This is a genomic window from Lederbergia galactosidilytica, assembly GCF_017873565.1.
In the GTDB taxonomy this organism is placed as follows: Bacteria; Bacillota; Bacilli; order Bacillales; family Bacillaceae_C; genus Lederbergia; species Lederbergia galactosidilytica.
In genome coordinates, this window is the sequence record NZ_JAGGKH010000006.1 from 18,790 (window position 1) to 31,727 (window position 12,938).

Here is a 12,938-nt window from a genome sequence, read left to right on the forward strand (position 1 = left end):
AGCTAGAGCCTAAAAAACCAGTCCTATTTTCCAAGGACTGGCAAATTGTGAATCCATTAAGAAAAGGTTGACTCTGGTTCATGATGAATCAATTCTTTAATTTGGTTACTTTCTGTCATAATTGCAATTTTAGGTTGATGAGAGACCAATTTATCTGCCGCGATCAGCGCATAGGAGATAATAATAATTATATCACCAGGTTGGACGAGGCGAGCTGCAGCACCATTGACACAAATGACACCAGAACCCCTTTCCCCTTCAATAATGTAAGTCTCAAAGCGAGCTCCATTATGATTATTGACAATTTGGACTTTTTCATTTGCTACCATATCAACGGCATCAAGAATATCCCGATCAATCGTAATACTACCAACATAATTCAGATTCGCTTCCGTAACTGTTGCTCTATGAATTTTTCCATTCATCATAGTACGAAACATTTTTAATCCCTCCTTACTCCTTAACATTTAGAATAATATTATCTATTAACCGTGCTTGAGAAAATTGAATTGCGATCGCTAGGATCACTTTTCCCTTAACTAGCTGTAGTGGCTGTAATTCTGGAAAACTAAGGAGGTCAATATAGTCAATTTTTCCACTCGTATTTTTTTCTATATAATTAGAAACCACTTCTATAACATTGCCTATATTTTTTTCTCCCTCATCAATTAGTTGCTTACCAATCTGTAATGCCTTATAAAGAGAGGGAGCTTCTTTACGCTCTAAATTAGTTAAATTCACATTTCTAGAGCTACGCGCTAAACCATCTTGTTCTCTTACTGTCTCTACAGCGATGAGCTCGATGGGAAATTCAAAATATTCGATCAGTGAATCAACTACCGATATTTGCTGAGCATCTTTTAAACCAAAATATACCCGTTGTGGATGTACGATATGGAATAATTTTATTAAGATCGTGGCAACCCCGTCAAAATGTCCAGGCCTACTTTTACCACAAAGCTGATCAGTCCGTTGTAATACAGTGATCCTAAATGGATGTTCTTGACTATACATTTCCGCAACATCTGGCATAAATAAAATATTGACCCCAGCATTTTCAGCTAAACGTTGGTCTTGATCATGATCTTTTGGATAAGCATGAAAATCTTCCTTAGGACCAAACTGCAATGGATTCACAAAAATACTCATGACGGTGCAATCATTATCAGCTACAGATTTTTCCACTAATTTTAAGTGTCCCTCATGTAAAAAGCCCATTGTCGGAACGAATCCTACCGTTTTTCCAGTTGTTCTCAAAGTTTGGATATGTTCTTGCAAATCCTTTTTCTTGGTGAAAATCTTCATTCTATTTTCCCCCATACAATAAGTCTAGCTCAGCTTCATTCATAGTAAATGAATAATGATCATCTGGAAAAGTCCCTTGCTTTACATCTTTAATATATTCACGGATCCCAGTTTCAATCGTGTGATTTACATTGCTGTATTGTTTCACAAACTTAGCAACACGATCAACTCCGAAATTAACTAAATCATGAAGAACAAGTACTTGACCATCAGTTCCACTTCCCGCTCCTATTCCAATTGTCGGAATTGAAATGCTCTCAGTGACAATCTGTCCTAGTTGTTGCGGAATACATTCAAGTACAAGGGCAAATGCCCCGGCTTCTTCACATTTTTTTGCTTCTTCAACTAAAGAGGTTGCAGCTTCTGCGGTTTTTCCTTGGACCTTATAGCCACCTAAAACACCAGCTGTTTGTGGTGTAAGTCCCAAATGCCCCATCACGGGGACACCAGCTGTCGTCAAAGCACGAATGGTTTCAATTACCTCTCCTCCCCCTTCAACCTTAACAGCGTGTGCCCCACCTTCTTGCATCAGCATAGCGGCTGACTTCATTGCTTCGACTTTACTAGTATGGTAAGTCATAAACGGCAAATCAGCGACGATAAACGTATGATTTGCTCCTCTTTTAACTGCTTTCGTATGGTGAACCATATCGTTTAGAGTCACTGGCACGGTAGAATCATAGCCTAAAACGACCATACCGAGAGAATCTCCGACAAGCAGCAAATCGACTTCCGCTTGCTCGGCAAGTTTAGCTTGTGGAAAATCGTATGCAGTCACCATAGCAATTTTTTCTTTCGCTTGCTTCATTTGCTGAAAATCAGTTACTTTTTTCATTTCGTCTCCTCCTTTTTTGGCGAGGATACCGTAATGAAATGCGAGATGGGGGATGATAGCTTCTAAAATAGCAAAGGAGCCCCCTGTAATTTGACAGAAGGACTCCTACATCTCTCATTCATTATTTCAGGTCCTCTGTCCCAGTCACAAAATGGATCAAGGCAGATTAGAACAGCACAAGTACCAGGAATGTGGTACAAGCGCTATCTATGCTTACGCTCATGATATATAGGGTGCAGTTCGTTTAGGATACTGCCCAAATAAATTATAACAAAATCCTAATCATCTGACCATTAATGAATAAGAATATCTGCTGAGTAAATATAATGAAGTTGATTGTCCCGATCACGGATCATGAGGACGCCATCATTAGTAATCCCTTCAGCAATCCCCGTTATATTTTCCCTGCTAGTTTGTGCAGTTATTGTTTTACCAATACTAACCGCATATGCTTCCCAAATAATCTTAATTGGTGTGAAACCTTTTTCTATGTAAATCAAATAATATTTCTCTAAATTCTTCAAAATATGCTGGACAAGTATTTTTCGCTTTATTTTTTCTCCAGATTCGATCAATAAAGATGTAGCTTTTTCTTGCAACTCGTCGGGGAAGTCTTTGCTTTCTTGGTTTACATTAATCCCCATACCGATAATTAAATAATTTATTTGATCTGCTTCTCCTTGTAATTCCGTTAAAATCCCTGTTACTTTCTTTCCGTTCAATAATAAGTCATTAGGCCATTTGATCTGTGGTTCCAGCCCTGTAATATCTTCGATCGCCTTCGCAACAGCGATGGCTGCAATAAGTGTAAATTGTGGGGCTTTTTCCAAAGGCAAGATTGGTCGTAGGATTAGACTCATCCATATTCCTTTTTGTTTAGATGAATGCCAATCACGCAACATTCTTCCCTTTCCACTTGTTTGTTCCTCTGAAACGATCATCGTCCCTTCTGGTGCACCTTTAGCTGCTTCTTGATGAGCAATCAACTGAGTAGAAGGAGTAGTGTCAAAATGAAACACTTTCTTCCCTAAAATTTTTGTTTCCAGTCCATAGAGAATTTCATTTTCAGTAAGTCCATCTGGTAAATGAATCAAACGATATCCTTTTTTTCGAACCGCTTCAATTTCAATACCGGATTTTCTTAATTCCTCTATATTTTTCCAGATTGCTGTTCTAGAGCAACCAATTAAATCGGCAAGCCGTTGGCCTGATAGATAATGCCCCTCTGCTTCAGCTAATGCTTCGAACATTTGTCTCTTGATTGATTTTCCCAACCTTTGACCCACCTCCGAATCATTTCCCGCTCATTTGGAAGATTCTTATTAAGAATCTCCTCTTCAAGTTGATTCAATAATTGGCTTACCCATGGACCTGGTGTTTGCTCGGTCCACTCTAAGATATCTGTTCCAGTGATTGCCAAATGAGAACGGTCTGTAATAGGAAATTCAGCAAACTTTTTATCAATTATTGCTTCTATTGATTGTGGTTTTTCATATTGCAAGACTTGAACTAATTTTTCAACCATTACAGCAATCTCCTTACCTGCTCTGTATAGTTGAACATTTGTCCATTTACTATTCATGCGCCAATTCAAGAATGTAAGTGCGCGAAGGAGCTTCTTTATTTCTTTCATTGGCATTTTCCATTTTTTAAATTGTTTTTGCGGTTCTTCAGTTTTGCCTAAATACAAAGCTAATAACCATAAGTGCCTATTGTCTAATTCCTCAATAGGCATTTCAACTATCTGATCTATTACATGATCCTGCTTAAAAATAGCAGGCCAATATTCATGTAGCTGTGTTTTTCTGGCTATTTTTAATGCTTGTTTTACATACTTTCCTGTTAACAGCTTTTCCATCTCCATCAGGATTCTTTCTATCGCAATATATTGGAGCAAAGGAGCTTGTTCGATTAAAGCTTCTTCTGTTCCCATATCAAGTTTAAAGCCAAGTTGGCTGACAAAGCGAACGGCTCTCATTAGTCGAAGGGCATCTTCGCCAAAACGCTCCGTCGGGGAACCGACGGTTTTGATACATTTCTTTTTAATATCTTCCTGCCCATTAAAAGGATCGATAATATTTCCTTCCTCGTCCATAGCCATAGCATTGATTGTAAAATCTCGACGTTGTAAATCCTCTTTTAAAGAACGAATGAACATGACATCTTCTGGTCTACGAAAATCAATATATTTAGTTTCTGCCCGAAATGTTGTGATCTCATAACCCTTTTTCTCATAAATGACCAATATAGTTCCATGTTCAATCCCGACATCAACCGTAGTAGGAAAAACGGATTTTATTTCTAATGGAGTGGCCGATGTAGCAATATCGATATCATGAATTTCTCTCTTAAGAAGATAATCTCTCACTGCTCCACCAACATAGTATGCTTCATATCCTGCGTTCTTTAGTTGCTGAATGACCGGCTTAGCCTCGATGAATAATCTGTCCATCATTATAAACTCCTTATTCTACCTTTTCGATAAGAGTTTCATATAACTGTTCATATTGCTGCACAATCATATGAGAAGGAAAATATTTTTCAGGGGTAACGGTCGCATTTTCCGAAAATTGATTGTATAAGATCGGATTCGTGAGGATTAAAACGGCCTTTTCAGCAATCGTCTCTAAATCCCCTATATCACAAAGATAACCATTAAAACCATCCATTATTACCTCGGGTATCCCACCAATATTCGTTCCAATACATGGCACCCCACAAGCCATTGCTTCTAAAGCGACTAAGCCAAAGCTTTCTTTTTCCGATAAAAGCAACATTAGATCACTGATCGAGTATAATTCCTCCAAATGATCTTGTTTTCCTAAAAATAATACTTTGTCTTCAATATTCAACTCATTTGTTAGACGACATAATTTTGACTTTTCCGGTCCATCTCCAATTAGCAATAGTTTTGCTGGGGTTTCTTGAGCAATTTTGGCAAATGCTTCTACAACATCATCAACTCTTTTGACCGGTCGAAAATTAGAGACATGAATTAACACCTTTTCATCTGGAAGAATACCATAAGCTTCTTTCAACTTTTCCGCATTCACTTTATGATAAACTCGTTCATCAATAAAATTATGAATAACATGTATATCTTTATCAGGTTGAATTAGATCATTCGTTTGCATCTTTAGTGCATGAGATACAGCAGTGACAGCATCCGATTTTTCTATTCCGAATTTGATCGCTTCTACCAAAGTAGGATCATAACCAAGCACGGAAATATCCGTCCCATGTAATGTAGTCACAATTTTAACATCTCGATCAACCATTTGCTTTGCTAAGATTGCACAAACTGCATGGGGAATAGCGTAATGAACATGTAGAAGATCAAGCTCTTCTCTTCTTATCACCTCTGCCATTTTACTCGCCAATGCAATATCATAAGGAGGGTATTGGAAGACCGAGTATTGATTGACTGATACTTGATGAAAAAATATATTAGGATGTAAAACATTTAGACGAAACGGTACATTAGACGTAATAAAATGAATTTCATGACCTTTTTCAGCTAATAGCTGTCCAAGTTCCGTCGCTATAACACCTGAACCACCGACAGTAGGATAACAAGTAATACCTATCTTCATAATTTCTCACCGAAAATATCGTTTTGTATTAATAATGGTTTATTTGACACAAATCCCTCCGCGAACGCAACCCCTACTTCTTTTCCAAATAACTTTTCCCGTGCTGTTACCGTTTCAATATATCCCTCCGTTAAGGGAGTTTTAACACCGTTCTGCGGCATAAAAAATTGTGACTGATATGCTTGAAGAGCTTGTACTTTCTGCTCTATATATTTTGTAATATCGACCATGAAAGTTGGTGTTGTAAAACCATTAATCATATAGTGATATAAAAAAGCTGGTTTATGAGCTTTCGCTTCACCTGCAGCCATATATTTTCTTATTCCCGCAGAAAAAAAAGCTTCAGTTACCAACTGTGAACAATGTTCATGGTCAGGATGACGGTCTTTATAGTAAGGAGCAAAAATAACCTTAGGTTGATATTCACGAATAACTTGTACCATATCTCGAATATACTTATCTGTTATACTCAACCCGCGATCAGGAAATTTTAGATTCACTCTTTCCTTAACACCAAGTGTCTTTGCCGCTTTTTCGGCTTCTGCTCGTCTAGTGTTCACATCTCCATTGGAAGAAAGCTCTGCTTCCGTCAAATCACATATGACAATTTTTTTCCCTATGTTTGTCCATTTTGCTAAAGACCCACCCATCCCGATCTCTACATCGTCCGCATGAGCGCCGAAAGCAAGAACATCAATACCATGATCACTCATATCTCTTATTACCCCTTCTTTAAAAGAGGGCGGAACAAAAGTGTTTTCACCAAAGAACTGAACCACTATCGTATAACCCGCTCCGGAAATATACCTCTTATGCTACGGGCGAGCGTCAAGTCTCTTCAGACTTTTGCCTTTTGAGGTCTTGCCAAACTTTACTTTCCACAAAAGTCAACGCATATTTCCTTCTCTATAGTGATGTATGGTCCGTTCTTGAGCTTAACATTTTAGTTTTGTCCCAGCCTCTAAATTTCGTAATTAATGTGTATGTTCAACAAAGCGGCTTCTGGCAGCTATTACCCCCGACAGTGATCACTAATCTTCGCCCCTAGATCCTTCTGTACATTGAAACTCAGAGGTACATTGTACAAGTGTCAGTACTTAATCAAAGCTCCACCTTTACCGGGATTTTTGAACAACTTTTATACAAGAATATGTTCTAGACCATAGACTAACGTATCTAAAGACATAATTGTTTCAACGGAAACTTTTACACCTGACATAAATGAGGCTCGATTATAGGAATCATGACGTATAGTAAGAGTTTGACCTTCTGCCCCAAATAAAACTTGTTGATGGGCAACAAGGCCTGGAAGACGAACACTATGAATTCGCATCCCATCATAATCAGCGCCTCTTGCTCCCCCAATTGTTTCTTTTTCGTCTTCATGACCTTGTTGATGAGACAGGCGATTTTCTTTGATCATTTCTGCTGTTTTTACAGCAGTTCCTGATGGTGCATCTAATTTCTGATCATGGTGCATCTCCATGATTTCCACATCGGGAAAATATTTCGCAGCCATTTGAGAAAATTTCATCATTAGAATGGCCCCAATTGCAAAGTTGGGAGCAATAATACAGCCAAGTTCCTTTTCTTCAGCTAAGTTTTTAAGTTCTGTTAATTCATCTTGAGTAAATCCAGTTGTACCGACTACGGGTCTTACCCCGTGTAGTAAAGCTGTTTTTGTATGTAAATAGCCAGTTTCAGGAGTAGTTAAATCAATTAAAACATCGGCTTGCTCATTTTGAAAGCAATCTTCTATATCTGTATACACTTTTACCTGTGACTGGGTTGTTGGAAAAATATCAGCTAGCTTCCTCCCATTATTTTTATGGTCTATTACAGCTACCAATTGGAAATTTTCAGTTTCTTCCACAAGTTTAACCGCCTCTTGCCCCATTCTTCCACGTGGCCCTGCAATTACAATCTTAATTAGATCAGTCATTCCGTTTCCCCCTCTTTTTTTGTCCATCTATCTTTATCTCTTGTATTAAACTTATTCATCACCCGATCATGGGCTGTTTGTAAATCAATGTTTAATGAATTGGCCATGCAAATCGTGACAAATAATAAATCACCTAATTCTTCCTCTATTGTTTTTTCTTCTTCAGAAGACTTCTTTGGCTTTTCACCATAGTAATGATTAATCTCACGTGCTAATTCGCCTAATTCTTCTGTTAATCGTGCTGTTAAAGCCAGCGGACTAAAATATCCTTCTTTAAACTGGCTGATATAATCATCAACTTCTTTTTGTAAAGCTTGGATTGTTTTTGGATTACTCATAATAATCAACCTTTCCATCATGATCACAATGTAAGCTTAAACCACTTGAATTTACGCTTATGAAGGTAAATAAAGGGTATTAATTAAGTAAAACAACTAAGAATGCCTCACTTTATATTATCGAATTCTTTTTTTTTATACAAATATTACCGCTCATGTATTCTCTTGTTTTACTTTCCTTAGGTCAGCTATCGCATTTGTTGAAGTAATTCGATTAATAGCTGCTATGGATAGTATCTGTTTTTCTTGAAAAGAAATGTTACTTTGCATACGATGAACACAATGATTATAATAGATGAGCTTACATAATATAAACATATAGACTTCACTTTAGATGCTTGGAGGCAAAAATCGTGTTTGGTATAAAAATTAAAAATGTGTTGTTTATTTTAGTTGGAGCAGCGATTTTCTCATTCGGACTTGTTCATTTTAATATGCAGAACAATTTAGCTGAAGGTGGGTTTACAGGGATAACGCTTTTATTATATTTCGTTTTTGGAATTGATCCATCTATTTCCAATCTAGTTTTAAACATTCCAATATTTTTTATTGGTTGGAAGCTACTTGGACCTAAAACATTTATGTATACTGTGATTGGTACGGTCGCCGTTTCCGTATTTTTATTTATTTTTCAAAGGTTTCATTTTACGATTCCTTTAAATAATGATATGTTTTTAGCTGCTTTATTCGCTGGTGTATTTATTGGGATTGGTTTAGGAATTATCTTCCGATATGGTGGCACGACCGGTGGCGTTGATATTATCGCTCGACTTTTTTTGAAATACAAAGGTTATAGTATGGGAAGAACAATGTTCATGTTTGATGCTATTGTGATTACCATCTCGTTGTTAACTTATTTAAATCATATTGAAGCGATGTATACTTTAGTAGCCGTATTCGTAGCAGCAAAAGTAATTGATTTTATTCAAGAGGGATCTTATGCAGCAAAAGGTGTGTTCATTATCTCTGATAACAAGCATGATCATATTGCCAGTGAAATTTTAATGAGAATGGGCCGGGGAGTAACCGTTTTAAGAGGGTATGGTTCATTTACAAAGCATGAGAAAGAGATTCTCTACTGTGTTGTTGCCAGAAATGAAATCGTCCATTTGAAAAAGATCGTCAATAATGTTGATCCGATCGCTTTTGTATCTGTAACAACTGTCCATGATGTAATGGGGGAAGGCTTTACTTTGGACGAGAATAAAAGGCCATTAGATGTATAACTCCTTAAGACAAATCGAGTCCATTATTCAAGTTTGCTCCTTGAGCTAAGTTCCAGATCGGAAGAATTATGAAAAAAGGCTAGGACATAATGAAATGGTTACGCTCCAAAGATGATACATTCCCTAGCGAAATATATTTTCAGAACGAGCTATATCCACTATTGTAGTTTAGTCTTTTCTTTAGTAAAACCATTTCTGTCCTAGCCTAATTTCCAAACCGCAAGAAAATATAAAGTCCCATTCGGATTAATTCATAGTAGATTTAGCTATTATCACAGCTAGCATCCTCATTATTGCACTATGAGCGCCATATTTAAATATTCGTCCGTAAACCAAATGTGAAATATGTTAGTCAAAAACAATTGTTTTATTGCCAGTTACGATCACACGGTCTTGCAAATGCCATTTTACTGCGCGAGCTAGAACACTTCGCTCAATATTTTTCCCGATTTTCTTTAACTCTTGTACTTGATCCCGGTGATTTACTCGTTCTACGCCCTGCTCGATAATTGGTCCCTCATCTAAATCATTTGTAACATAGTGCGAAGTGGCGCCGATCAATTTTACTCCACGGGCAAAAGCTCTCTCATATGGTCGCGCTCCAATAAATGCAGGTAAAAACGAATGATGGATATTAATAATTTGTTTTGGATAATGTGAAACAAAATTGGGCGTTAAAATTTGCATATATCGTGCTAAAATAATTAACTCTATATTATGCTCTTCTAAAATCTTTAATTGTTTCTGTTCAACTTCATTACGGATTTCTTTATTGGCTGGGATATAATAAAAGGGGATTCCTAATGATTCCGCTAATTCTCGTGAATCCTCATAGTTACTTATGATACAGGAAATATCCATCATTAAATCTCCATTTTGCCATTCCCACAATAATTCCCTTAAACAATGTGGTTCTTTCGATACAAAAATGGCTGTTTTCTTAAGTGAACTTACATAGCGAAATTCGTATTTCATATTGAAACGAGCACCAATCTTGGCAAACTCTGATTCTATTTCTGCTTTTTTATCGGTTAATCCAGGGCAGGCAAATTCCATCCGGATAAAAAAGGTCCCTCCCACGGGATCTTCCGAGTATTGGCTAGATTCTAGGATATTTGCACCAAAGTTTTGCAAAAAGGTTGAAACTGCTGCAACAATCCCTGGCTGGTCTGGGCATTTAATAAGCAACCTTGCCCGATCTAAATTATTTTGACGGTATTCTTCCAATGTTTTTCGATAATCTTTTAGCATTTAGTACCCCTCTAACTGTATAATCTTATCTAAAGTATTTTAACAAATAATACAAAAAGCGCAAGCAACTGCTTGTAGATATAGTTTTGATCGTATAGAACTTTGTCCTAAAGAAAAAACCCGGAATCTCCGGGTTAAGTAGAATGACTAATCTCTAGAACTACTTGTATAAATTAAAATCATTCGCACTAGCTCAAGAACTGCAACCGCCGCTGCTGCTACATAAGTCATTGCCGCAGCATTTAGAACCTTCCTTGCATCACGTTCTTCCCCATTACTAATTAATCCAAGAGTCACTATTTGATTCATAGCTCTTGACGAAGCATTAAATTCAACAGGCAATGTCACTATTTGAAATAGAACACCTACTGCCATTAAAATGATCCCTACAAGCATTAATTGATGAAGCGCGGTAAAGAAAATACCAGCTAAAATAAAGAACCACGCCATATTGGAACTTATATTGGCTAATGGTACTAAAGCATGTCGGAAACGTAATGCGGCATAACCTTCTTTATCTTGGATAGCATGTCCGACCTCATGAGCAGCTACGGCAGCACCAGCGACAGAATGCTTTCGATAGTTTTCTGTAGAAAGATGAACAGTCTTTGTCATCGGGTTATAATGATCACTTAAAACCCCTTTGGTTTCCACAACAGCTACATTTGAGAGTCCATTCGCATCCAAAATTCTTCTAGCTACCTCTGCCCCACTCATCCCAGCTGAGGTTGGAATTTTCGTATAACGAGAATAGGTACTTTTAACTTTCATTTGGGCCCATAGTGGTATTAAAATAATAATGAGCAAGTAAATCAAATACGCTCCCATTTATATCCTCCATATCATGTTGAGATTATCTCTATTTTATTCTAAAGGACAATAATGGTCAATCATTTATATCCTCCGTTTTTTTGAACTTTTCTTGAACTTTTTTTCTCCTCTATATTGTCTCCAACTTACATATGATAAAGTCGTGACAATAATTCCCCCAGTCATCATGATTACCCACCAAATCGAAGGATCTGTATTATCATCATTAATTCCAGAAAATAGGCTTTTTAGTTCCTTTTCAATTTGCTCCAATTCTTTTAACCAAGTTTGATCTGCGAAGGAAGAACGATATCGATCAATATAAGTGATTCTAGAGTCTAATTTTTGAACTTCCTCAACAGATAGATCAATTTTCAGGCTCGGTTGAATAATCGCATACGTTGCGAGAAAATCATTTAATGCTTCATTATATAATACTGTGTCTCCTTCTAAGGCAGCATTTTTTACATTTTGAAAAGAACCGATAATTGTATCTTCCATCCCAAACCATAGTGGTTGATATTGAGAGGAAATAGCATCGGTTGCCAAGCGAAATGCCGTCACCCGTTTTACTCTATCTTCATGACTTAAAGTCATACTTGTTAAAGAATTTAATGCTTCATGATGAACGGCTGTGACAACACGTAATTCATCCATCGTTAAAGTGTTTGATGAAGGACCTTGCTTCGCAAAAAGCTCCCCAAATTGTTCTAATAGATTCTTCGCTTCTTCAAAACGACCAAATTTTGTCAGTTGTAATGCTTCATCTGCTAAGTGATTTAATTCTTTCATCGTCGATTGCGATTTAGCCATGACGGAATGACTAAAAAAGATTGTGCAAGCGAACAGAAGGATAATGATTCTAAATTTCATACCTTGTCCCTCCTCATACTACTGTTAACTGTATGATTGAAAGGACAAGAATAGACCTTATAGAATGTAATTTAATAAATAGTCAATGTTCGTCTTTGTTGATATTGCCGAGCAAAGTAAGAGGCGATAGCAATGCAGACAATACTTAACCAGAACGTAAAATATCCAATATGACTAATGTACGCCTCTAAGCCAGGATAGTTTGGATACTGCATGTATACATAGTCGATCACATCATTATGTAAGGTCCATATTGCCGCAACAGCCACATGCCACCATTTCATTTTATAGAATACAGCATAGAGCAATCCTTGAAGCGCCATTGCACCATGGGAAACCATTAACATATATCCTTCCCAAGGAAGTTCTCCGGTTACCTTTAGGGTTAATATATTCATGACAATTGCCCAAACACCGTATTTAATAAGGGTTATTATAGCAAGAGCTTCAAATAAGGGCCAATTTCTCTTTAACAAAAACGCGACAATAACAAAAACAAAGAATAAACTCGCTGTAGGACTATCAGGAACAAACGGTATGAAGATGGCGGGAGTTTGGGCTAGTTGATATTCATACCAAATATAACCATAAATTGTACCTGCAATATTAACGATCAGTAATGCCCATAAAAAAAAACGATTTCTTAAAATTAGATATAAAAAATCCATAAGCAACATTCCTTCCACAAACTTAGCAATGGTGGGATTCTTTCATAAAAAAACTTCTTGGCCTTTTAATATTATAAAGCTTTTTTAAACAAAAAGG

14 protein-coding genes are annotated in these 12,938 nt (G+C 37.0%); 1 reads left to right on the forward strand and 13 read right to left on the reverse strand.

Annotation, left to right across the window (positions count from 1 at the left end; genetic code table 11):
* Positions 1-56: 56 nt before the first annotated feature.
* The 9 genes from panD to J2Z23_RS07595 all read right to left on the reverse strand — a co-directional run bounded on the left by panD (position 57) and on the right by J2Z23_RS07595 (position 8,013).
* Positions 57-440: an aspartate 1-decarboxylase gene (gene panD, locus J2Z23_RS07555; RefSeq protein WP_057988237.1), complete on the reverse strand. Its 384-nt coding sequence runs from the start codon at positions 438-440 to the stop codon at positions 57-59.
* A gap of 13 nt (positions 441-453) precedes the next feature.
* A complete protein-coding gene (gene panC / locus J2Z23_RS07560; RefSeq protein WP_057988239.1) occupies positions 454-1,305 on the reverse strand; it encodes a pantoate--beta-alanine ligase in 852 nt (283 codons plus the stop codon).
* A 1-nt stretch (position 1,306) separates the two neighbouring features.
* A complete protein-coding gene (panB, locus tag J2Z23_RS07565; protein ID WP_064468334.1) occupies positions 1,307-2,140 on the reverse strand; it encodes a 3-methyl-2-oxobutanoate hydroxymethyltransferase in 834 nt (277 codons plus the stop codon).
* 293 nt (positions 2,141-2,433) lie between these two features.
* Positions 2,434-3,414, reverse strand: a complete 981-nt coding sequence (locus J2Z23_RS07570) for a biotin--[acetyl-CoA-carboxylase] ligase (protein ID WP_128747546.1) — start codon at positions 3,412-3,414, stop codon at positions 2,434-2,436.
* Complete coding sequence (locus tag J2Z23_RS07575) at positions 3,375-4,592, reverse strand: CCA tRNA nucleotidyltransferase (protein ID WP_057988243.1); 1,218 nt, start codon at positions 4,590-4,592, stop codon at positions 3,375-3,377. The genes J2Z23_RS07570 and J2Z23_RS07575 overlap by 40 nt, the downstream gene beginning before the upstream one ends.
* Before the next feature lie 13 nt (positions 4,593-4,605).
* On the reverse strand, positions 4,606-5,733 hold the full coding sequence (gene bshA / locus J2Z23_RS07580) for an N-acetyl-alpha-D-glucosaminyl L-malate synthase BshA (protein WP_057988245.1): 1,128 nt from the start codon (positions 5,731-5,733) through the stop codon (positions 4,606-4,608).
* Positions 5,730-6,446 carry a bacillithiol biosynthesis deacetylase BshB1 gene (gene bshB1 / locus J2Z23_RS07585; protein ID WP_057988247.1) on the reverse strand — a complete coding sequence of 239 codons (717 nt, stop codon included), beginning with the start codon at positions 6,444-6,446 and terminating at the stop codon, positions 5,730-5,732. The genes bshA and bshB1 overlap by 4 nt, the downstream gene beginning before the upstream one ends.
* A gap of 425 nt (positions 6,447-6,871) precedes the next feature.
* Positions 6,872-7,675, reverse strand: coding sequence for a 4-hydroxy-tetrahydrodipicolinate reductase (gene dapB, locus J2Z23_RS07590; protein WP_057988248.1), 804 nt, complete (start codon positions 7,673-7,675; stop codon positions 6,872-6,874).
* Positions 7,672-8,013 carry a nucleotide pyrophosphohydrolase gene (locus tag J2Z23_RS07595; RefSeq protein ID WP_057988250.1) on the reverse strand — a complete coding sequence of 114 codons (342 nt, stop codon included), beginning with the start codon at positions 8,011-8,013 and terminating at the stop codon, positions 7,672-7,674. The genes dapB and J2Z23_RS07595 overlap by 4 nt, the downstream gene beginning before the upstream one ends.
* Positions 8,014-8,363: 350 nt before the next feature.
* On the opposite strand from J2Z23_RS07595, the gene J2Z23_RS07600 reads away from it, so the two are divergent.
* Positions 8,364-9,239, forward strand: coding sequence for a YitT family protein (locus J2Z23_RS07600; RefSeq protein WP_057988305.1), 876 nt, complete (start codon positions 8,364-8,366; stop codon positions 9,237-9,239).
* Positions 9,240-9,587: 348 nt separating this feature from the next.
* Here the strand turns inward: J2Z23_RS07600 and purU are convergent, their stop codons facing one another.
* From purU to lhaT, 4 genes are all read right to left on the reverse strand, one after another.
* Positions 9,588-10,490 carry a formyltetrahydrofolate deformylase gene (gene purU, locus J2Z23_RS07605; RefSeq protein WP_057988252.1) on the reverse strand — a complete coding sequence of 301 codons (903 nt, stop codon included), beginning with the start codon at positions 10,488-10,490 and terminating at the stop codon, positions 9,588-9,590.
* A 147-nt stretch (positions 10,491-10,637) separates the two neighbouring features.
* Complete coding sequence (locus tag J2Z23_RS07610) at positions 10,638-11,318, reverse strand: zinc metallopeptidase (RefSeq protein WP_057988254.1); 681 nt, start codon at positions 11,316-11,318, stop codon at positions 10,638-10,640.
* A gap of 66 nt (positions 11,319-11,384) precedes the next feature.
* Positions 11,385-12,173, reverse strand: coding sequence for a sporulation protein YpjB (gene ypjB / locus J2Z23_RS07615; protein ID WP_057988256.1), 789 nt, complete (start codon positions 12,171-12,173; stop codon positions 11,385-11,387).
* Between the two features lie 71 nt (positions 12,174-12,244).
* Positions 12,245-12,841 carry a lipoprotein heptaprenylglyceryl N-acetyltransferase LhaT gene (gene lhaT, locus J2Z23_RS07620; RefSeq protein ID WP_057988258.1) on the reverse strand — a complete coding sequence of 199 codons (597 nt, stop codon included), beginning with the start codon at positions 12,839-12,841 and terminating at the stop codon, positions 12,245-12,247.
* Between the last annotated feature and the right edge of the window lie 97 nt (positions 12,842-12,938).